The sequence below is a fragment of the Archangium lansingense genome, assembly GCF_026626635.1.
Taxonomy (GTDB): domain Bacteria; phylum Myxococcota; class Myxococcia; order Myxococcales; family Myxococcaceae; genus Archangium; species Archangium lansingense.
Genome location: NZ_JAPNKA010000001.1, coordinates 12,524,643 through 12,544,830 on the forward strand (window position 1 = coordinate 12,524,643; position 20,188 = coordinate 12,544,830).

At 68.0% G+C, this 20,188-nt stretch carries 15 protein-coding genes; 5 read left to right on the forward strand and 10 right to left on the reverse strand.

The window, feature by feature from the left end; translation table 11 throughout:
* Positions 1-96: 96 nt before the first annotated feature.
* Positions 97-684: a hypothetical protein gene (locus tag OV287_RS50225; protein ID WP_267541215.1), complete on the reverse strand. Its 588-nt coding sequence runs from the start codon at positions 682-684 to the stop codon at positions 97-99.
* A 200-nt stretch (positions 685-884) separates the two neighbouring features.
* Here OV287_RS50225 and OV287_RS50230 point away from each other — a divergent pair, with 200 nt between their 5' ends.
* A complete protein-coding gene (locus tag OV287_RS50230) occupies positions 885-2,099 on the forward strand; it encodes an OmpP1/FadL family transporter (RefSeq protein WP_267541216.1) in 1,215 nt (404 codons plus the stop codon).
* A gap of 98 nt (positions 2,100-2,197) precedes the next feature.
* A complete protein-coding gene (locus OV287_RS50235; RefSeq protein ID WP_267541217.1) occupies positions 2,198-3,478 on the forward strand; it encodes a YecA family protein in 1,281 nt (426 codons plus the stop codon).
* An 84-nt stretch (positions 3,479-3,562) separates the two neighbouring features.
* Here the strand turns inward: OV287_RS50235 and OV287_RS50240 are convergent, their stop codons facing one another.
* Complete coding sequence (locus OV287_RS50240) at positions 3,563-5,212, reverse strand: S41 family peptidase (protein ID WP_267541218.1); 1,650 nt, start codon at positions 5,210-5,212, stop codon at positions 3,563-3,565.
* A gap of 85 nt (positions 5,213-5,297) precedes the next feature.
* On the opposite strand from OV287_RS50240, the gene OV287_RS50245 reads away from it, so the two are divergent.
* Both OV287_RS50245 and OV287_RS50250 read left to right on the forward strand, forming a co-directional pair.
* Positions 5,298-6,506 carry a cytochrome P450 gene (locus tag OV287_RS50245; RefSeq protein ID WP_267541219.1) on the forward strand — a complete coding sequence of 403 codons (1,209 nt, stop codon included), beginning with the start codon at positions 5,298-5,300 and terminating at the stop codon, positions 6,504-6,506.
* A gap of 55 nt (positions 6,507-6,561) precedes the next feature.
* Positions 6,562-10,605, forward strand: coding sequence for an AAA family ATPase (locus OV287_RS50250; protein WP_267541220.1), 4,044 nt, complete (start codon positions 6,562-6,564; stop codon positions 10,603-10,605).
* Between the two features lie 30 nt (positions 10,606-10,635).
* On the opposite strand, the gene OV287_RS50255 is transcribed toward OV287_RS50250, so the two are convergent.
* From OV287_RS50255 to OV287_RS50265, 3 genes are read right to left on the reverse strand one after another with little or no spacing between them, the layout of a single operon-like run.
* Positions 10,636-10,920, reverse strand: a complete 285-nt coding sequence (locus OV287_RS50255) for an Os1348 family NHLP clan protein (RefSeq protein WP_267541221.1) — start codon at positions 10,918-10,920, stop codon at positions 10,636-10,638.
* A gap of 37 nt (positions 10,921-10,957) precedes the next feature.
* Positions 10,958-11,665, reverse strand: coding sequence for a class I SAM-dependent methyltransferase (locus OV287_RS50260; protein WP_267541222.1), 708 nt, complete (start codon positions 11,663-11,665; stop codon positions 10,958-10,960).
* Positions 11,662-12,633 (reverse strand): isoprenoid biosynthesis enzyme family protein, encoded by a 972-nt coding sequence (locus OV287_RS50265; protein ID WP_267541223.1) that lies wholly within the window; start codon positions 12,631-12,633, stop codon positions 11,662-11,664. The genes OV287_RS50260 and OV287_RS50265 overlap by 4 nt, the downstream gene beginning before the upstream one ends.
* 77 nt (positions 12,634-12,710) lie before the next feature.
* Here OV287_RS50265 and OV287_RS50270 point away from each other — a divergent pair, with 77 nt between their 5' ends.
* A complete protein-coding gene (locus tag OV287_RS50270) occupies positions 12,711-13,550 on the forward strand; it encodes an SAM-dependent methyltransferase (protein WP_267541224.1) in 840 nt (279 codons plus the stop codon).
* A 94-nt stretch (positions 13,551-13,644) separates the two neighbouring features.
* Here OV287_RS50270 and cglD read toward each other — a convergent pair whose 3' ends face one another.
* The 5 genes from cglD to OV287_RS50295 all read right to left on the reverse strand — a co-directional run bounded on the left by cglD (position 13,645) and on the right by OV287_RS50295 (position 20,138).
* Positions 13,645-16,755 carry an adventurous gliding motility lipoprotein CglD gene (cglD, locus tag OV287_RS50275; protein ID WP_267541225.1) on the reverse strand — a complete coding sequence of 1,037 codons (3,111 nt, stop codon included), beginning with the start codon at positions 16,753-16,755 and terminating at the stop codon, positions 13,645-13,647.
* 172 nt (positions 16,756-16,927) lie between these two features.
* Positions 16,928-17,656, reverse strand: a complete 729-nt coding sequence (locus OV287_RS50280) for a class I SAM-dependent methyltransferase (RefSeq protein WP_267541226.1) — start codon at positions 17,654-17,656, stop codon at positions 16,928-16,930.
* Between the two features lie 65 nt (positions 17,657-17,721).
* The gene (locus OV287_RS50285; RefSeq protein WP_267541227.1) at positions 17,722-17,904 is read right to left on the reverse strand and encodes a hypothetical protein; all 183 of its coding nucleotides are present in this window, start codon (positions 17,902-17,904) and stop codon (positions 17,722-17,724) included.
* A 261-nt stretch (positions 17,905-18,165) separates the two neighbouring features.
* Entirely contained in the window at positions 18,166-18,369 is a 204-nt protein-coding gene (locus OV287_RS50290; protein ID WP_267541228.1) for a cold-shock protein, read from the reverse strand.
* A gap of 194 nt (positions 18,370-18,563) precedes the next feature.
* Positions 18,564-20,138 carry an LVIVD repeat-containing protein gene (locus OV287_RS50295; RefSeq protein WP_267541229.1) on the reverse strand — a complete coding sequence of 525 codons (1,575 nt, stop codon included), beginning with the start codon at positions 20,136-20,138 and terminating at the stop codon, positions 18,564-18,566.
* Between the last annotated feature and the right edge of the window lie 50 nt (positions 20,139-20,188).

Genomic DNA, 20,188 nt, shown 5'->3' on the forward strand with positions numbered 1-20,188 from the left:
GCAACCCCCTGTTGAAACACAGAACACCCGAGCCAGGAGCGCGTCGCGCTCCCGACGTTCAAGGGTGTCAACGGATGGAAGTGGGAAAACTTTTTCCTACTTCTTCTTCACCGACTCGAGCAGCTTGCGAAAGCCCTTCTCGGCGCTGGCGACGGTGCGCTCGGGGCCGGTGAGCTTGAAGAAGAGGGGACCCTCGGGGCCCTCGACGATGGCGCCCAGCAGACGGTAGCCAGGCTTCGGGGTGGAGGGGCCCATCATGGGGCCGCCGCCGGTATAGGTGCCCTTGACGTCCAGGGTGGTGACGGAGAGGCCGTTGAGGGTCTCCTTCTTGGAGCGCGCATCCTTTTCAGAGATGGGGCTGCCATCCGCCTTCTGGAACTGGCCCAGCCAGCGCTTCACGTTGGCATCCACCGCGCCGCCCTGACCGGCACCAAAGTAGAAGAGGGCCAGCTCGGCGGAGTCGGTATCGCCCTTGGCGGGAGCGATGCGGTAGGTGGCCACGCGCATGGGCCGGGCGCCCTGCGTCTCCCAGCCCGAGGGGGACGTCCAGGTGAGCCCGCCCGCCTCTGGAGCGCCCTGCGGGGCCTGCTGCGCCGCCGGGGCCTGCGGGGGAGTCTGCTGCGCCTGGGCCTGGGCCACGCCCACGGCCGCCATGAGGGTCACTGCACCGAGCAGTCGTTTCATGGGCCCAACCTATACCCAGTGAAGGCCCCCAGGCATCGTCCGTTTTCCACCCGACGAGAAGGGTTGGCCCGGCGCCCTGCTCTGTCCGGGAGCGCACGCACCATGGCCCGCAGGAGGGGGATGCCTCACTCCGAGTACGACTCAACCTTACCCTCCCAAAGTCAAACGCAGTCGGATGTCGCGAGAAAGGGCTCGCATGTATGAAGAAGACACTGACGGTCGTGACACTGCTCGCCGCGGGGGCTAGCCAGGCAGCGGGCCTCACCATTGACACCCAGGGAGGCCGGGCCACGGGCATGGGCTCGACGGGCGTGGCGAGCATGAAGGATGCATCGGCCATCTACTACAACCCGGCCGGCATCATGGGAGTGAACAAACTGGACATCCAGCTCGGCGGCTCGCTCATCCTGGTGGACCTGGGCTTCACGCCCGACGCAACGGGAGTCGAGCAGTCCCAGAGTCCGGTGTCGCCACCGCCATACGGCTATTTCGTCTACAGGATCAACGAGCAGCTCGCCGCGGGCGTGGGCGTCTTCACCCCCTTCGGAGCCAACAGCAAGTGGCCGGATGACTTCGTGGGACGGCAGCTCGCCCTGGAGTCGCGGGTGGCCACCTACGACATCAACCCGACGCTGGCGTTCGCGCCGGTGAAGTGGCTGCGGCTCGGAGTCGGCTTCCAGGCGGTCTACGGCACGATCAATGTCCGCAAGCAGATCGTCGTTCCCCCACCCTCGCCCGCCGCGGGTGCCACGGGCCAGGTGGAACTGGCGACCAATGACTGGGGCTTCGGCTACAACGCAGGCGTCCAGGCGGATGTGATGCCGGGGCTGCTGACGCTCGGCGCGCACTTCCGCAGCGGGATCGCCATGTCCACCCAGGGCAATGCGGACTTCTCGGGCTTCCCGGACCCGGTGGCCCCGTCGTTCCCGGACCAGCCCGTCTCGCTGGACGTCGATCTGCCGGCCTCGCTGGGCTTGGGCGTGTCCTTCACCCCGCTGAATGAGAAGCTGACACTGACCGCCGACGTCAACTGGGTCCGGTGGTCCACCATCGAGCAGCTCCTCTTCGAGCTCGAGACCACTCCCCAGTTCAACCAGCCCTCCGTCAAGAACTGGGAGAACCGGTGGAACGTCCGCGTGGGTGGTGAGTACAAGGTGACGGACGCGCTGGCGGTACGCGCGGGCTTCGTCTACGACCCGACACCCTCCCCCGAGGACACGCTCGCGCCGGACCTGCCGGACGCGGACCGGCTGAAGATCTCGGTGGGTGCCGGGTATGCCTTCTCCGCCTTCCGGGTGGACGCGGGCTACCAGCTCGTCCTGCTGCAGGAGCAGCGGAGCACCTTCCCGCCCCTGCCGGGCACGTACAACGGCATGGCCCACGTGATTGGATTGACGCTCGGTTACTCGCCCTGACGCGTCCGCCCTGCTAGGGAGGACACCTGGATGAGGATGGGGCCCGGCACCAGGTTGTGCCGGGCCCCGTCGTTTCTACCTGGATGAGGTGTGAGGACATGAGCCGCCAGAAGCCCGGACGCAATGACCCCTGTCCCTGCGGGAGTGGCAAGAAATACAAGTCCTGTCACGCCGCCGAGGACCGGGCCAAGGAGGCGGCTGCCGCGCCCGCGCCCGCCGCGCACCCGCTCGCCGGTGACCTACAGGCGGCGCTGGACATGTTGGGCAGTGGGGACATGTCGCGCGTGTCCGAGACGTTGGATCATCTGGGAGAGCTGCTGACGGAGTGGGGCCCCGGGCCTGGGCTGCGCTTCGATGCGGAGGCCTTCGACAAGCACGTGTCGCGCGAGCTGGAGCGCCTGGAGGCGGCCGTCGAGAGGGACCCGGCCCAGGCACGCAACACGCTGCGGCTGGGAACGGTGCACGAGCTGGGGACGCGTGCGTTCCTCGAGAAGCTGCGGACCACCTTGCTGGTGAAGGCCACCACGGCGGGGCTGTCCTCGGAAGATCGACAGGCGCTGTGCCTGGGGGCGCTGCTGGCCACCACGCCGAAGAGCGGCAGCTTCCAGCCCGAGGATCGGCCCGTGCTGGACGTGGTGTTCGGCGTCCAGTTCCGCGAGTGGGGCGCCCGGCATGGGCAGCAGCTCGCCTCGAAGCTGGAGGCGCTCGCGGCGAGCGCGGACCTCTCGGACGAGGCGCGCGAGGTGCTGCGCAAGGCGGGTGAAGGCGAGATGGATCCCCTGGTGAAGTACGTGGAGTCGGATCCACAACTGGCCGCGCGCATCACGCAGGAGGCCAAGGAGAGATCAGCGCGAGTGGAGACGGCGATGCGCCAGAGCATCACACCGTCTGTCTTCACACCGGAGGAGCAGGTGTGGCTCACCAGCGTGCTGTGGGAGCCGCTGAACGCGTTGAAGGTGCCGGGCATGGATGCGAAGGCCCGGAGCGCGGCGGTGTCTGCCTTCCTCGGAGCGGTGAGGTCAGCGCTGGACTCGGACCACGAGGTGCTGCCGGGGATGCTGGAGCGGATGAGGGCGCGAGCGAAGGACGCGGCCCTGGACGAGGCGACGCGTGCCTTCTTCTCGGATGCGGCGGTGGCCTTCGAGGCGGAGCCAGTGCGGATGATCCTCGCGGCCATCCTGACCTCCTACAGCGAGCCGCAGGCGCGCTCGGCAGAGGAGCAGGTGGTGAGGGCGGACCTGGAGGCCAAGACGCGGTGGACGGCCGAGGACCTGGAGCCGTACCGCAAGCTGATGGGAGAGATGAACCTGCCCACCTCAGCCGAGCGGATCCGCCGAGCCCAGGAGTGGCTGCGGTCCCACCCCATCGCCATGACGTAGAGCCAGGAGATACCAGGTTGAGCAAGCACCCCTCTCCCGCCGGGAGAGGGTCGGGGTGAGGGTGCCGGGTTCCCCACCGTGCCCCTACGCCCCCGAGACAAGCACCTGTCCGGCCCGGTTCATCAAATCCACGTTCCCGTGGAGGACATCGTCCCGGGTGTACCGGTAGCGGATGTCGATCTCCGCGCCCAGCCCCTCCACGGGGAGCCCGCGCTTCACGCCGACGCGGGTGGAGCGCAGCAGGGCCACGCGCATGGCCGCTCCGCGCGCGAGCGGCTTCAACGGGCTGCCGGGCACATCGTGCCAATCACTGACCAGCTTCTGATGCCAGTACATGCTCGCGCCGCCCGCGCCCGTCTGTGAGTCGACGCCGATGAGCTTCCCGATGTTGTGGTCCTTGAAACCGGCGATGAAGAAGTCGGTGGCGCTGTAGCTCAGCGCATCGCACACGAGCACCACTGGGCCCTTGTAGATCTGCCCGGTGCTGTTCGCCTGCTCCACCGGGGTCAACGGGAACCCCTGGGAGAACAGCTCGCCCGTGACGACGCCCAGCCGGAGCGAGGGCCGCCACGGAGCCCACCCCTCACCGGACTCGCTCAGCTTGCGGGTGAAGTCGGTACACCGGAGGGAGACGGGCTCCGGCTCGATGCGGGCCGAAGTGAAGAACTGGAGGATGCGCTCACCCGCGGGGATGGCACCGCCGGGGTTGCCGCGCACGTCGATGATGAGACCCGTCTGGGGGAGCATCCGGACAATGCGCTCGACCTCCCGGACGAAGCCATCCACGTCGCTGACCATGAAGTTGGCGATGTGGAGATAACCAAACGTCCCGCTGGGGGTCTCCACGACGCGGAAGGACAGACTCTCGGGATAGAGACTGTCCGTCTGGAGGGTCCGCTCCAGGAGGGACCACGTGGCCGACGGCGAGTTCTGCTCGCGAAGCTCCGAGATCTTCTGCTCCTGCAGCACGCGGTCGGGACAGAACAGCTCCTTGCGCAGCCGCTGCAATTGAATGGAGTGCTCGTTGAGACCGGTGGTCGTCGCCGAACTGGCGGCCGACTGACCTGGGAGGGGCGCCTCCCGAACGAGCCAGGGAAGCTTGATGTCGGTGGGCCCCCGCTTGCCGAGGTAGGAGAGGAACACGAAGTCCTCATCGGGAGGAAGGCCGTACTTCAAGATGCGCTGCGTCAGCGACTCCAGGGCCCGGCGGCACCGCGCCTGGTGATTGGAGCCCGCCGTCATCCTCCCGAGGCGCTTGACCTTGTGCGCCATGGGCTCGCCGTTCCAGTGCGTCACCTCGACGCCGCTGACGAAGTCCCCGCCCAGGTCCGCTCCAGGTGACACCTCGCCCACGAGGTAGTGGGGGGCTCCCGCGCCGTCGAAGTACTCATGGAGCTGGAACGGGAGGAAGGCGGTGAACCTCGACCAGGGCTCCGGCAGATCGACCATGGTGTGGAAGTCACGCAACCCGGTGGAGAGCTGCAGCAACGCCGCCATGAACGAGTAGTCATCCGGATAGAGCTCGACGTTCGCCTGGAGCAGCCGCGCCTGCTGGACGGGCCTCACCCCGAGCATGTTCTCCTTGAGCGGCAGGTGAACGTAGAACTTGTCGAGCAGCACCTCCATCTGGCTCGCCAGGAGGATCTTCTCCTCGCGTGACTCGAAGATGGGGAGGCGGCGAACGTCCTCCAGCGGTATCCTCTGGCTGAACAGGACCTCGCTCGTTGAACCCACGATGTCTCTCCCACGTACGTCGCGCGAAGCGACGGCTGTGTGAGGGATGGTGACAGCGGGCGCTCTCACATGGAAGAGGGGGAGCATGTCCTCCGCGGAGACCTACGATTTCTTTGCTCCGTCCGTGGTGAAGGATCCGCACGCCTTCCTGCGCCGCTTGCGCACCGAGCACCCCATCTACTGGAGCCCCCAGTTTCGTGGCTGGGTGCTGACGCGCTACGCGGACGCGCTCGCGGCCGGCAGGGACGAGCGGCTGCTCTCCCCGCCGGGAACGGGTTGGTGGGACGGACTGCCAGCACAGACGAAGCAGCAGCTCCAACCGGCGCGGGACTCCATCCGGCTGTGGGCGGGACTGAGCAGCGAGCAGGATCACCAGGACTTCCAGGGCGCCCTCAAGAAGTACTTCACCCCCACCAGGCTGGAGGAGCTGCGTCCGCGCGTGCAGCGCTTCACCGACGAGCTGCTCGACGCCGCCCAGGCGCAGGGGGAGCTGGAGGTGGTGGAGGGGCTGGCCCGTCCCCTGCCCGCGAGGGTCATCGGCGAGCTGCTCGGGCTTCCACCGGAAGACCACCCTCTGCTGCTGCGCTGGTCATCCGACCTCCTCAGCTTCTTCCAGCAGGTGAACCTGGAGGGGCTGCATCGCGGCCAGCGCAGCCTCCTGGAGATGCGAGAGTACCTGCGTCCTCTGATCGCCGAGCGCCGCCGAGCGCCGCGCGAGGACCTCATCAGCGCCCTGGTGTCCCGGAACGAGGGTTTCTTCGCGCGCGAGCCGGAGGCGATCGTCGCCAACTGCACGCTGCTGCTCTTCGCCGGGCACGAGACCACCAGCCACCTGCTCTCCAGCGGCCTCCACCTGTTGCTGGAGCACCCCGAGCAGCTGACACTGCTTCGTGACAAACCGGAGCTGATGGCCTCGGCCATCGAGGAGATGCTGCGCTACGACGGGGCCTCGGACGCGATGGTCCGGGTCAGCAGGGAGCCGCTGGAGCTGGGTGGCCGGCGGTTCTTCACCGGGGAGCTCTTCGTCCTCGTCTACAAAGCCGCCAACCACGACCCCCAGGCATTTCCCGAGCCGGAGCGGTTCGACATCACCCGGAGGCCCAACCGGCATCTGGCTTTAGGTACGGGAAACTACTACTGCCTGGGTGCAGCGCTTGCCCGCTTGCAGGGGCAGATCTGCTTTCAAACACTTCTGGAGCGCATCCCCCGGCTCCGTCCAGCCCCCGCGGCCCCGGAGTGGAGGCCGCTGCCGCCCCTGGGCCGGCGCCTGCGATCACTCCACGTGGCTTTTTGAATCTCCATACATGGAGTAAACTCAAGTCATTCCGCGCCACTCCGGAGGGCGCCCCATGCCAACCCTGACTGATATCTTCCAGGCCTACGTTCCCATGCAGGTGCAGCGAGCCGTTCGCGCACGCACCGCACCCCTGAACGAGCCACTTCGGGAAGCCCGGCCGGGCGCGGTGCTCTTCTTCGACGTGTCGGGGTTCACCCCGCTCTGCGAGCGCTTCGCACGCCGAGGCCCCGCCGGCATCGATGAGCTCACGACGATCCTCAATGCCTACTTCGGCATGATGATGAGCACGGTGCTGGAGCACGGCGGCGACGTGCTCAGCTCCGCCGGAGACGCGATGATCTGCGTCTGGTACGGCGAGGACCTCCGCGAGGTGGTGCAGCGTGCCGCCCAGTGTGGTCTGGCCCTGCAGAGCCGCATGGCCGAGACCGCGGCCACCTCCTCCGAGAAGCTCGAGCTCAAGGTGGCCATCGACGTCGGCGAGGTGGCGCTCGTCTACGCTGGCGGCGTGCGCGACCGCTGGGAGACCTATGCGAGCGGCAGTGCGCTCAAGCGCATCTACAGCCGGGACCTCCCGCTCGTCCCAGGTCGGGTGATGCTCTCGCCCGATGTGGCCTCGCTCCTGCGCGAGCGAGTCCAGGGCCAGACCCAGTCCGGCGGTTGGATGCAGCTGTCGCGGGTGCAGAACCCGCTGCCGCTGCGGCGCGAGCCCAGGCCGCAGCTTCCGGCCGAGTGCGAGCAGGCGATCAAGGCGCTCCTGCCCGCCGCCATCCGCACCCGCATCGAGGCGGGCCACCACGACTGGCTGGCGGAGCTGCGCCAGGTGACGGTCCTCTTCATCAACCTGCCCGAGCTCAGTGAGCGCACGCCCCTGGCGCAGGCCCACTCGGTGATGACGGCCATCCAGGGCGCGGTCTACCGCTACGAGGGCAGCATCTATCAGTACGGCGTGGATGAGAAAGGCGTCACGGTCATCGCCGCCTTCGGCCTGCCGCCGCTCTCCCACGAGGACGATGCGCAGCGCGGCGCGCTCGCCGGCCTGTCCGTGCGCGACGCGGTCAAGCAGCAAGGCCTGCGCTGCTCCATCGGCATCACCACCGGCCGCGTGTTCTCCGGCACCGTGGGCAATGATGAGCGCCGCGTCTATGCCCTCATCGGCGACGTGATGAACCTCGCCGCGCGCATCATGGCCGAGGCAACGGACGACATCCTGTGCGACGAGGCCACTCAGGCGGGTGCCAAGGCGCGGCTCGAGTTCGAGACGCTGCCCCCGCGCAAGGTGCGTGGCCGCACGGAGCCCGTGCCCATGTTCCAGCCGCGCCGGCGCAGCGCTCCCGCCGCCCCGCTCCCGGAGCTGACCAGCCTCATCGGCCGCACCGAGGAGCGCCGGCAGCTCGCCGAGACGCTGCGCCAGCTCAGTGAGGAGCGCGCCTCGCGGCTCGTCCTCATCGAGGGCGAGGCGGGCATTGGCAAGTCTCGACTCATCATCGACCTGCTGGCCCAGGCCGATCGCCTCAGCGTCTCGGTGCTGGGGGGCGCGGCGGACGCCTTCGAGAAGAACACCGCGTGGTTCGCATGGAGGCCCATCATCGCCGAGCTGATCGGGCCCGGCGCCAACGAGCCGGCGCGACGTGAGGAGGTGCTGCGCGACCTCGGCGTGAAGTCCGGCATGGAGCGCTTCGCTCCGCTGCTCAACGCCTTCCTCTCCGCCGAGCTACCCGAGACGGACGTCACCTCGCAGATAACGGGCGAGACGCGCAGCGAGTCCACCATCGAGCTGGTACTCGAGATGCTGCGCGCGCGCGCCAGCAAGAGTCCCCTCCTGCTGGTGCTGGAGGACGCGCACTGGCTCGACTCGGCCTCGTGGAAGCTCCTCAACCGCCTGCGGCAGGACATGTCTCGGCTGGTGCTGGTGCTCACGCGGCGCCCGGAGATCGAATCGCCGACGCCGGACAGCAACGCCGTGCTGGGCGAGCCGAGCGCGCTCAACCTCAAGCTGGAGGGCCTGGTTCCGAGCGAGAGCCTGGAGCTGGCGCGGCGCCGCCTCGGCGTCGAGAAGCTGCCGGAGCAGCTGGCCACCCTGCTGTGCGACAAGGCCTCGGGCAACCCCTTCTTCTGCGAGGAGCTCGTCCGCGAGCTGCTCGAGCGGCGCGCCATCGCCGTGGAGGACGGACAGTGCCGGCTGCTCGTGCCGGACCTGAGCGCCATCTCGCTGCCCAACACGCTCCAGGGCGTCATCACCAGCCGCATCGACCGCGCCCCGCCCCACCTCCAGCTCCCGCTGAAGGTCGCCAGCGTCATCGGCCGCGTGTTCGACCCGGACACGCTGAGTGCCATCTACCCGGTCGCCGATGAGCGGCCCCACCTGGACTCCTACCTCGCCGCGCTCGACGCCATGGGCTTCACCCCGCTCGAGTCGCCGCTGCCGCAGCTCCAGTACATCTTCAAGCACATCATCACGCGCGACGTGGCCTACAACCTCATGCTGTTCACCCAGCGGAGGGATCTGCACCGCGCGCTCGCGGAGCTCATCGAACGCAAGCGCGCCGAGGACATCGAGCAGTTCCTGCCGCTGCTCGCGCACCACTGGACGATGGCGGACGACAAGCCCCGGGCCATTTCCTACCTGATGCGGGCCGCGAAGCAGGCGCTCCATGCCTATGCGAACCCCGAGGTGCTCACCTTCTTGACCGAGGCGGAGCGGCTGGAGAAGGAGGGCTCGCTCAAGCCTGGCCACGAGGACCTGAGCCAGCGCACGCAGATGCGGGCCGAGGCCCTGCTGCGCCTGGGGCGGCATGATGACGCGCTGAAGGAGTACACGCAGGCGCTGAAGCTGCTGGATTGCCCCGTGCCCGACAGCACCGCCCCCCTGGCGGTGGACATGCTCAAGGAGCTGGGCCTGCACGCCTACCGGCGTCTGGTGCGCCCGGCCCAGCCGCGCTCTACCGGGCGCGAGCGGTTGCTCCAGGCCGCGAACATCCGCCGCAGCCACCTCAAGCTCTACTTCTTCGCCGGACAGCCCCTGCAGGGATTGCATGCCCTGGTGCGGCAGCTCAACGAGGCCGAGGAGGCCGGCCCGTCCAACGAGCTCGTCAATGCGTGGGTCCAGGCCAGCGCGTTCTTCAGCACGTTGGGCCTGCAGCGCATCGCCCGCTCCTACTACGACAGCGCGGTCCAGGCCCTGCCGGGCATCCAGGATCTCGTCACCATCAGCTACGTGAACCAGATCTGCGGCCTGTACCACCTGTTCAACGGGGACTGGGACGCCGCCCTGCCGATGATCGAGAAGGCGGTGGGGATCGACGACCAGCTCGGCGCCCGGCAGACGGAGGCGGGGCTGCACCCGCGCTTCAACCGGGGCATCGTGCTGCTCTACACGGGGCGGCTCGCCGACAGCGCGGCGGCCCTCGAGGAGGTCGCCGCGAGCGCCCGCCGCAGCGGCTACACGGTCTCGGAGATGCAGGCGTACACCTTCCTCGCCGAGGTGGAGCGCCGCCGCGGACGGTTGGACACCGCGCGCGAGTACGCGGAGCGGGCGCTCGGCCTCATCGGTGAGCAGCAGTTCCCGGCGGAGAAGCTGATTGCCCTCAGCGTGCTCACGCATACCCAGCCGCAGACGGCCCAGGCCGTGGCGCGCATGGCCGCGCCGCTCCTCAAGTTCCAGCCCGGCCTGCACTACGCGCTCGATATCGGCCTCGCCAACGTGGCGGACTACCACCTGAACCTGCTGGCTGGCGGCGGGCTGAGCGCGGAGGCCCGCAAGGAGTCGGAGCAGGCCATCGGGCTCGCCCTGAAGGCCCTCCAGGGCTTCACCAAGGTGTTCCGCTTCGGTGCAACCTCGGCCGCGCGCATCGAGGCCCGGCTGGCACGAATTCAGGGACGCCTGGAGCAGGCCCGGACGGCGACGCTGCGTTCCGTGGACCTCGCCCGCACCCTGAAGACGCCCTATGAGGAGGCGCAGGGGCTGCTCGAGCGCGCCGCGTGCGCGAAAATCCTGGTTGAGCGCGAGCGCGACGAGGCCATCGCGCGGCGGGTGCTGGGCACGATCGGCGCTTCGCTGCCGGAAGCCGAGCCCACCGAGGAGCGGCGGGCGTCCTGAGACACCCGCCCGGTCCGGAATAGAGGGGCCTCAGCCCATGGTGCCGGGGCTGCTGTCGCCAGTGCCACCATCGTCCGTGGTGCTGGCACTGACGGCGTCATGGACGGTCTTTCCGCCGAGGAAGCGCTGCTCGTACTCGGTCGCCATGGTGTCCAGCTCCTGAAGGTGGGCGGGATCCAGGAGCGCCAGGAACGCGTCGTCCACGGGGTAACCGGCGTCTGTCAGGGCCTTCCTGGGGTCGTCGATCAGCGCCTTGCGGAACTCGGGACTGGTGATGGCACGGCCGATGATTTCGTCGATGATCTTCCTATCCATGATGCTCTCCCCTCCAAGGTGATGAAGAAACTCCGGGCTACCCGCCCGGGACGCGGCGCCCCCGTGCGATGAGGGCGGCCATCGGTGTGTCGGGATATGGCCTGAGGTCGACGCTGTCGAAGGCGGGCTCGAACATCGCGCGCATCACGTCGAGTGGCGGCGCGAGCACGTCCTCGTGCAGTTTCCCGTCGGGCTCGCGATACGACCAGCGTGTGCCATCCGGTGCGCGAAGCGTGACGACTTTCATCAGCCGTCCCTCGGCCTGAAGGGTGACGAAGCCCGCCGGATCAAACACCGGCATGAAGACGGTGCCACCCGGGCACGTCCATCGGACAAGGTTCTCCACGAGCCGAGCGATGTGCTCCACCGATTCCTGCAACCCGTAGGCGCCCCACATGCAGGTGGTGAGGGCAAAGCGCCCCTCGAGCTCCGGATGCGGCGCCAGGAAGTCGCCCTCGATGAACCGGGCCTCGGGGTTCGCCTCGCGCGCACGCGCGAGCATGGCGGGAGAGAGATCCAAGCCCGTGCAGCGGAGGCTCGGATTGCCGCGCCCGTGGCGGAGGAAGAAGCCGGTGCCACACGCCACATCCAGCCACGAGTCCGCCTGCAGCGTGAGCATCCGCAGGAGGAACAGCTCGAGGAGCGTCTTGTCGCGGAAGCCGTGCGAGGGATTGAGCAGGAACGAGGCGTCGTAGCGGCGAGCGTAGGACTCGTCGTAGGTGGCGCGAACCTGGTCGGGCGTCATGAACGGGCCCTCTCCCCAGCGAGCACCCAGCGGAGCTGGAACAGACTGGCCTCGTACGCCAGCTCATCCAGCAGCGCGAGCCGCTCGCGTGTGTAGTCGGAGAACTCCGCGAGGCCGAGAGCCTCCGCGCTCTGGGCGGCGCGGCGCTGCCACGTGGCCGAGGAGTCCAGGGTCGCGGCAAGGAGACCACGACCGTAGAGGGCCTCCCGCACCTTGCGGCGCGCACTCTCCAGGGGCTCTCCGCGCGTGAAGCCAGCACGCGCGAGCAGGAACGTGCGATGGCCATTGGAGAGATCCCTCTGCCAACCGACCACATCGTTGGTCAACCCGTAGGCGACACCAAGCTGCTCCACCAGCGTCTCGAGGGTGGGCTCGAGCTCGGGGCGGCCAGCGAGGATGCACAGGGCGAGCGCGGGCACACGCGCGAAGGCCACCTTGCGCGCATGTTGCTCGAACTGCGCCTCGGTGTACTCGGCCCCGGACAGCAGCTGCTCGTGCTCCGCGAGCGTCCACCGGGTGAAGTCGAGCCAGGCCCGCTCGAAGGCCGTGCGAAAGGCGACCGAGTCCCCCACGAGTGCCTCCAGGAGACGCGCCATCTCCCACGCGCACACGTTGCCGAGCAGCGTCCGCGAGCGCTCCGGGTGGGCCTCGTCGAGGACATCATCCTGGATGCGGATATACAGATAACCCCACATGGCGGCGGCCACGAGGCGCACCGTCACCTCTTCCGAGAGCGCGGAGGCGGGGTGCTCGCGCCGGAAGCGCTCGCGCAGCCAGAGTGGGAGGAAGACGAGCGGTGGAGCAAGCCGGCTGGCGAAGTAACCTCGGTGGCCTCTCTCTCCCTCGGAGATGTGCGAGAGAAAGCGGCGCGCCAGCGCATCGAGCGGAGGCGGCAGGGTGGTGAGCCGTGTTTCCAGAAGCTCCCAGGCTGCGTCGATGGTGGGTTGAAAGACCTGATAGCTTCGCATTCGGACCCAATCAGCCTGCCAGGGTTCCCATGCCGCGCATAGGGGTGCGAATGTTTCAGGAGAAACGAGGCAGCGCGATGAGCACGGAAATCGAAGCGACCCCGGAATCCGTGGCGCGGCATTACGACTCCGTCACGCCGTTCTACGAAATCATCGGCAGCAGGAGCCTGCATTTCGGCTATTGGCCCCAAGGTGACGCTGGCGGTTCTTTCGGCGAGGCCCAGCAGCGCTTCACGGACCTGCTGCTCGGACAGCTCGGGAGTCAGGCGGGTCAACGCGTGATCGACGTCGGGTGCGGCCTCGGGGAGCCGGCGATCCAGCTCGCGCGGAGCACTGGGTGCAAGGTGGAGGGAATCACCATCAGCCCACTACAGGCCGCACAGGCCGGGAGATGGGCAAACCAGCTCGGGATGGGTGGACAGACGACGTTCCACCGAGGCGATGCCATGGCATTGCCATTTCCCGCCGAGTCCTTCGATGCCGCCTGGGCCATCGAATCGCTCTTCCACATGCCTGATCGCGCCGCGGTGCTGCGCGAGCTCGCACGCGTCCTTCGCCCCGGCGGGCGGATGCTCATCGCCGACATCGTCCTCTCGGCCGACGCGACGCCGGAGGATCGCTCCTTCCTCCAGCGCGCCTTCGTTGCCCGGAGCTTCAGCACCACCGAGGCCTACCCCGCGCTCGTTCGCGACGCGGGCTTCGAGTTGGAGCAGCTCCTGGACGTGAGAGAGAACGTCCTGCCAACGTTTGGCGCGGTGGCCTCCGCCCTCCGCGAGAAGGAGGCGGAAGTGCGGCAGGCGTACAGCGAGGACTTCCTGGCGGGCGTCCAGGGCCAATGGGCTCGCATCACGGAGCACGCGCTGCGCTGCATGGGCTACATCGTCCTCACCGCGAAGCGCCGCCCCCTCGAAGAGTGACTCGGTTGCCGGCCTGGGGCCGGCGCCCCGTGTACAGGAGGACGCTCCAGTACACGGGGTAGCCGAGCTCGATCGCCTGGAGGAGGTTGCGCTCCTACGGCACGCAAGCGCAGAGCGCCATGTCACACCGCGCCGCCGGGCCGCAGGTGCCACCGCAGTCGGGCTTGCAGACGCACTGGGTGCCCGCGGCGCTGCACTCCAGGGGGCCGGCACAGTGGTCCGGCTCGACTGGGCTGTAGTTCGGGTCGTCCTCACATGGCACACCGCCGTTGGGCGCCTTCACCGAGTCCTTCCAGTACTGGTACGAGACCGCCACCTGGGTCGCATCACTCACGGGACGGCAGGCACCAAAGAAGGAGAGGGTGCGCGCGCTGCCATCGAAGTCGAAACCGTTGACGGTGCTGCGCGGCAGGTTGTTGCTCGCGGTGCAGACCGCCGGGTCGAGCACATTCGCCACGGCCACCTTGATGGACGCGCCGATGGGCGGCTTGAGGGTCTTGTAGCCCGCGTTGCCGATGGTATCCGCGATGATCGCGTCCATCGCGGCCCCGATGGAGGCCGTATCGATGATGGAGCCGAGCACGCCGCCCGAGGCGTTGATCACCGTCGCGTGGCGCTGCGGCCCGTTGGCCGGCTGCGGGTTGAACTCGCGGGAGGGCTCGCTCAAGGTACAGGCGGTTCCCGTGGAGCAGCCGCAGGCTCTTCCGTACGGGCACACGATGCCGTGCACGGAGATCTGCTGCCCCGTCTTGTTTGTGGGCGTCAGTCCCGCGCGGTCACCGAAGAACTTCACGAAGTTCACGACGCTCTCGCAGCCGGACCCCGCCTTGTCCGAGGTTCCCCCCGCACCGCAGTTGGTGACGGTCGTGGTGTAGCCAGAGGTCTGATCATCCGCGTCCCCGAGCAGCACGACCACGAGGGTGGCGTCCTTACGTACCAGGGTGCCGGACTCGGAGGCACCCGGCTCGGTGCCCGGTGTGATGTCGTCGATGGCCTTGCGGGCCGCGCCGAGCACGCCCTCGGTGCCGCTACCCGCCACGCCCACCCAGCAGCCGCCGTTGACTCCCTCGGAGGTATCGCCGGGGCAGGTCGCGGGCTCGGACGGCGCGGTGAAGCTACACGTGCCCGGGGTGCCCGAGCACGCGCTGCCCTCGGTGAGCCAGGCCTTCACATTGCTCACGTTGCGGGTGAAACGCCGCAGCCTGAACGCGTTGCCATTGCTGCCCGTGGGCAGGTGGTAGGACGAGGTCACCATCGCCATGCGCCAATCCATTGACGAGGCGTTGAGCGCGTTGGCCGCGGACTGGGCGCTCGCGGCCAGCGCCATCTGCGAGCTCGTCATCGAGCCGCTGTCATCCACGACGAAGAGGAAGTCCACCTTGGAGCTCGGGAGCTGGAAGCGCTCGCACTGCACCGCCGTGGACTCGCCGAACTGGGCAAGCGCGGAACCATCCGAGAGGTCCTTGGCGGAGAAGGCGGCGGGGGTGCTGCTGTTGCTGCCCGTCACGCCCGCCAGGGGCGCCACCGCGATGACCACCACGAGGCTCTGATTCGAGCGGTGCACGAAGAGCGTCTGGAGGCGGAAGTTGCCCGTGACGCCCGCCGCGGCGCTGCTGAGGCGGCCCGTGCTGCCCGGCACCAGCGCGTCCACCAGTTCGTCCGTACGGCGCTTGAGGTCCGTGGTCGAGCCCGCCTGGTCATAGAAGGCCTGCACGGCCTCGAAGCCCTCCCACGTCTTGAACACCTGGGCGGTGCGGTTGGTCAGCGCGCCCTTGGACGCGAGGAGAGGCAGCAGCGCATCCTCGTCACCGAGCGGGTCCGCGGAGCCCCCGGGCGGGGTGGTGCGGAACGCCAGGAAGGCGATCTTCGAGGTGCTGTCGTAGCCGACCAGTCCCTTCACCTCGGCACCGGACTTGATCTGCGTGACCTCCGAGAAGGAGGGCGGCAGCGCCAACTTGATGTCCGGCCCGCTCTCGGACTGGAAGGACACCGGGCGCAGCTTGTCTTCGGTGCAGACCTGGGCCACTGGCCCTGTCGCATCAGGCGTCCTGGGATCCAGCTCGCCAGGGTCCACCATTCCGTTCTGGTTGGTGTCCTCGGCGCCATCGATGACCCCGTCACCATCGGTGTCCGGATTCGTCGCATCCGTGGTCGTACTGGGGTCCATGTCCGGGAGGAAGTTGGGGCAGGCCACCGGGTCCATGTTGCTGGTGACGCCCAGTTCCACTCCGTCCACGAGGCCGTCACCATCGGTGTCCGCCTGGAGCGGATCCGTCTCGGTGCTCTCCCAGTGTCCGTTGGCGTTCTGATCCTCACCCTTCACGCTCCCGGTGCTCGGTCCATCGAGCAGCCCGTCGCAGTCGGTGTCCTTGAGCAGTGGGTGCGTCTCGTTGTCGTCCGCCTTACCGTTCCTGTTCGCGTCCTCCACGCCGTCCCGCAGGCCGTCGCCGTCCGTGTCCGGGTTGACCGGGTTCGTCTTCAGGGCGGCGCTCGCGTCCCGAGGCAAGATGCACTGGGTGCCCGCCACCGGCTGGTCGACTCCCAGCTCGAGTCCATCCTGGAGCCCATCTCCATCGGTATCCGCCAGGCCCGGGTCGGTCCGCAGCCCGCCATAAACCGTCTCGAACTCGACCTTGTCGCTCAGGCCATCGCAGTCCGTGTCCTTGGTCGCGTTGTTCGGATCCGTGGGATTCGGCCCCGTGCCGCCATCCGGCTGCGTGCCTCCATCAGGCTCCACCCCGCCATCCGGCTCTACTCCGCCATCCGGCTGCGTGCCTCCGTCGGGCTCCACTCCGCCATCCGGCTGCGTGCCTCCATCCGGCTCCACTCCGCCATCCGGCTGCGTGCCTCCATCAGGGTTGTTCTTGATGCACCGGAACTCCCGGCACACGTAGTCCTCCGCGCAGTCCACCGTCCGCACGCACTCGGGACGACATACGCCCTGCAGACACAGGTTCGGCTCCGCACAGTCCGAGTTGTAGACGCAGCTCTGAACTCCCGCGTCGCCCCCTCCGCCGCCCAGGTCTTCGCGCACACAGCGCTGATCGGTGCAGACATAGCCCTCCTCACAGTCCACCGACCGCAGGCATTCGGCAACGCACATGCCGCTCTTGCAGACGGCCGAGTCCTCGCAATCCGAGTTGTAGAGGCACTCCGGCCTCGGATCCGGGCAACCCAAGGCCGTCGTCAGAAGGGCCATGAGCATGACTACCCCGAGGTGCGGCGCTCCTCGGGGTGACTGCGAAGCACGAACGGAAGACATGGAATGCATAACCATCCTGCGCAGGCACCTCTGAGGTCCCCCCCTCACCTACGTGCGCTGGCGGATTCAGACTAACAAACACCCACCACACGCCAGCGTTTGGCGGCGTGGACGCTCAACCGCGCTGGAACACCAGGATGTACTGGTCCGGCAGGAAGTCGTGCGTATGGGCAAGTCCGTAGCCCGCCGCTTCCAGCTCCCCTCGCACCTGCTCGGGCGACAGCTTGTGCTGCCGCGGCGGCCCCTTCGGCGATTCTTCTCGGAAGTCGATAATCACCACCCGCCCCCCGGGCCTCAGCTTCTCACCCAGCCGCTTCATGTATGCGACCCGGTCCCCGATGTGATGGTACGTGTTCACGATGAGCACCACGTCCACCGGCTCCGGCAGCTTCGCGTCCCCCGGCTCGCCCAGCACCGCCTCCAGGTGGCTCAAGCTCTCGCGCTTCGCCCGCTCGCCCAGGTAGCGCGCCATGTCCGGCTCGATGTCCACTCCGTACACCCGCCCCTGGGGCACCGCTCGCGCCAGCCTCACCGCGAAGTAGCCCGTCCCCGCTCCGATGTCCGCCACCTTCGCGTCCGGCGGCAGGGCCAGGGCCTTCACGACCTCGTCCGGCTTCTGCCACGCGTCACGCTCCGGCTCCTCGAAGCGCTTCGCCCACTCCTCCGCGTTCTCGAAGCGGTGCGGTATCGCTCCGTGGTGCTCACCGTGGGAGTGTTTCGTGTGGGAGGGTTCTTCGTGCCGCGCCTCGGGCTGCTGGTGCGCGCAGGCCGTGGCCAACAGCAGCACCGCAGTAAAGAGGGAACACGAGGCTCGGCGGTGGGTGGAGAAAACGCTCAGGGTCATGGCTGCCTCCGTTGCAGAGGCGCCGAGCGTATTCCCCCGCGAGCCCGTGTCCACGAGCTACGCGCTCAGTACTCCAGCGGTGCCTGCGGCCCCGGGACGATGTGCGCGATGTCCGGGTCGACTCCACCGTCCACGTGGGCGGGGCGCTCGGCCTTCTCGCGCTTGCGCTCCTCGCGCTTGAGCTGCTTGTCCTGATTGCGCTGCTGACGAGCCCGCTCCTTCTGCCGCTTGATGAATGTAACCGTCATGAGTATCCAAAGGAAAAAGGGAAAGGCCCTGCCTCCTTCTGGAGACCAGGCCCGTGCCTACAGTCTTGATGAGCCTGGAATCGGCCCGCCGGGCGGACGAGGAGACGGTCAAGCCGCCCCTCTCCTGGGAACCCCTCACGGTACCGCTCGTGAGAGAGCAGATTAAGCATCCGGGCCACGGATGCCCACCCCACCGGAGAATGAAAAAAGCCCAGCCTCGCTGAGGAGACTGGGCCCGGTGCGGGTCCTAACGGACGCGCTTCAGATAGGCCGGACGTTCTGCGCCTGCAGACCCTTGGGGCCGCGGGCAACGTCGAACTCGACCTTCTGCCCTTCCTGCAGGGAGCGGAAGCCGGAGGACTGGATCGCGCTGTGGTGGCAGAAGAGGTCATCCCCCCCACCCTCCTGCGAGATGAAACCGAAGCCCTTCGCGTCGTTGAACCACTTCACGGTACCAGTTGCCATTTACTCGTCTTCTTTCTTGTCCAGCCCCAATGAGCGGGGCTGGAGGCCGCGCCCCTATAGGGGGGCGGCCATTGCCGTGTGTCACGTTTCGAGGCTCGTGCCTAGGGACCCCCCTCCGAATGTCTCCGAAAAGTGGGCCCCGTGACTGGCGGCTGGGGATGTAACCCCGGCCACTGGACTTCCATTCCCCCCCCTCAGGGCTCGGGGAAGATGAGCAGGCCCCTCGAGGTGTCGATGACGTACACGTACCCGTCTCCCGGTACCCTCATGCCGATCGCTCCCTCGTAGAAGCTCTCCCCTCGGCCCGGATCCGCCTCACGGAACGTGTTGTAGTACGCCACCTCCTTCGGGTTCTCCGGCACCGACACGTCCAGCACCCTCACCCCGTGATGGTAGTGCGAGATGTAGAGCCGCTCCCCCTTCAGCACCATGTTGTGGATCGACGCGCTCGCCTCCAGCTTGTACTCGCCGATCCGCACCGGGTGCACCGGGTCCGTCACGTCCACCACCCGCAGGTGCGCACCCCAGCTCTCCCCGCCCTCGAAGGCGATACGCCGATCGCCGAACTTCCCCACCGCGTTCGCGTGACTCGTCGCGTACGGGTACGTGTACGAGCCCACCTTCTTCGGGTTGGCCGGATCGCTCAAGTCCACCATCAGGTACCCGCTCGACCAGTGGTTGATGTACAGCATCCCCTCGAACGCCAGCGCGTCATGCGGAAAGCCCACCGTCGGATCCGTCGTCGCCCCCGGCTCCGCGTACTCTCCAAGCAGGACCGGCTCGGTGGGACGCTGGATGTCGAAGATGAGCGTCTGCGGCGACGGGCTCGGTGACATCCCATACAGCCGGTCCCCCTCCACGAACACCGTGTGCACGTCGATCTGCCCCCGTCCCGAGGGCAGGCTCTTCAACAGCTTCGGGTTCGCCGGTTCCGAGATGTCGAAGACCACCACTCCCGAGCTCGCACTCGCCACGTACAGCGCGTTCCCCTTCGCCCAGACCCCGTTCCAGTAGTTGTCGTTGAGCTGGGTGATCCGCGTCTCGAGCACCGGAGCCGCTGGGTTGCTCACGTCGAAGACCGTGAGCCCTCCCCGCTCGGCCCCATCCGGAATGGACACCACGTACGCGTGGCCCTGGGTGACGTAGATGTCCACCGGCAGGCCTCCCTCCACGGCCGATTCCGAGGTGAGCGTCAGACCCGAGGCCTCCGCCTCGCCCGCCCGCCGCGTCCACCGCTCCGCCAGGAAGGTGCCCGAACCGTTGGCCTTGCCGTTGCGGCAGTTGACGTAGCAGCCATACAGCCGGTTGCCCTCCGCGCGACAGCCCACCACCGAGTAGCGTACCGTGACCGATGACGACTGCTTGCGCGTGCTCGACAGGAAGAACGTGTCCGAGTCCACCTGCCGTTCCGTCGGCGTCGCTCCCCGGAAGGCATCGAGGCTCCCATCCGCCGACACGCGGAAGGAGCCCACGCCGATGGCGGGCACCGCTGCGTCGTTCCGGTACACCATCGTGTAGATGCCGTCCCGCGGCATGCTGGCCAGCGTGCTCACATCACACCCGGAGACCTTGACGTTCTCCAGGTCCCCGCAGGCGATCGCCGAGCTATTGACCACCTCGCACGCGGCGTAACGGCCCGTATCCTCCCAGTCCCCCTGCGAGTCGGTGGTAACAGGCGGCGGAGGAGGCTCTGGCTCCTCGGGCTTGCAGGCGGACATCGACAGGACTCCAGCGACCAGGACCGTACAGGCGCGACGCGTCCACCTCATGTCAGCGTTCCTCTCTCGTGGCTCGGTACGCTCACGATACCGTGCCCCGC

What these genes read in the sequence shown, in the direction of transcription:
- OV287_RS50290 (WP_267541228.1), bottom strand. Translation starts at nt 18,369, where the DNA reads ATGGCAACTGGTACCGTGAAGTGGTTCAACGACGCGAAGGGCTTCGGT.
- OV287_RS50245 (WP_267541219.1), top strand. Translation starts at nt 5,298, where the DNA reads ATGTCCTCCGCGGAGACCTACGATTTCTTTGCTCCGTCCGTGGTGAAG.
- OV287_RS50295 (WP_267541229.1), bottom strand. Translation starts at nt 20,138, where the DNA reads ATGAGGTGGACGCGTCGCGCCTGTACGGTCCTGGTCGCTGGAGTCCTG.
- OV287_RS50260 (WP_267541222.1), bottom strand. Translation starts at nt 11,665, where the DNA reads ATGACGCCCGACCAGGTTCGCGCCACCTACGACGAGTCCTACGCTCGC.
- OV287_RS50230 (WP_267541216.1), top strand. Translation starts at nt 885, where the DNA reads ATGAAGAAGACACTGACGGTCGTGACACTGCTCGCCGCGGGGGCTAGC.
- OV287_RS50285 (WP_267541227.1), bottom strand. Translation starts at nt 17,904, where the DNA reads ATGACGGTTACATTCATCAAGCGGCAGAAGGAGCGGGCTCGTCAGCAG.
- OV287_RS50225 (WP_267541215.1), bottom strand. Translation starts at nt 684, where the DNA reads ATGAAACGACTGCTCGGTGCAGTGACCCTCATGGCGGCCGTGGGCGTG.
- OV287_RS50255 (WP_267541221.1), bottom strand. Translation starts at nt 10,920, where the DNA reads ATGGATAGGAAGATCATCGACGAAATCATCGGCCGTGCCATCACCAGT.
- cglD (WP_267541225.1), bottom strand. Translation starts at nt 16,755, where the DNA reads ATGCTCATGGCCCTTCTGACGACGGCCTTGGGTTGCCCGGATCCGAGG.
- OV287_RS50265 (WP_267541223.1), bottom strand. Translation starts at nt 12,633, where the DNA reads ATGCGAAGCTATCAGGTCTTTCAACCCACCATCGACGCAGCCTGGGAG.
- OV287_RS50250 (WP_267541220.1), top strand. Translation starts at nt 6,562, where the DNA reads ATGCCAACCCTGACTGATATCTTCCAGGCCTACGTTCCCATGCAGGTG.
- OV287_RS50235 (WP_267541217.1), top strand. Translation starts at nt 2,198, where the DNA reads ATGAGCCGCCAGAAGCCCGGACGCAATGACCCCTGTCCCTGCGGGAGT.
- OV287_RS50280 (WP_267541226.1), bottom strand. Translation starts at nt 17,656, where the DNA reads ATGACCCTGAGCGTTTTCTCCACCCACCGCCGAGCCTCGTGTTCCCTC.
- OV287_RS50270 (WP_267541224.1), top strand. Translation starts at nt 12,711, where the DNA reads ATGAGCACGGAAATCGAAGCGACCCCGGAATCCGTGGCGCGGCATTAC.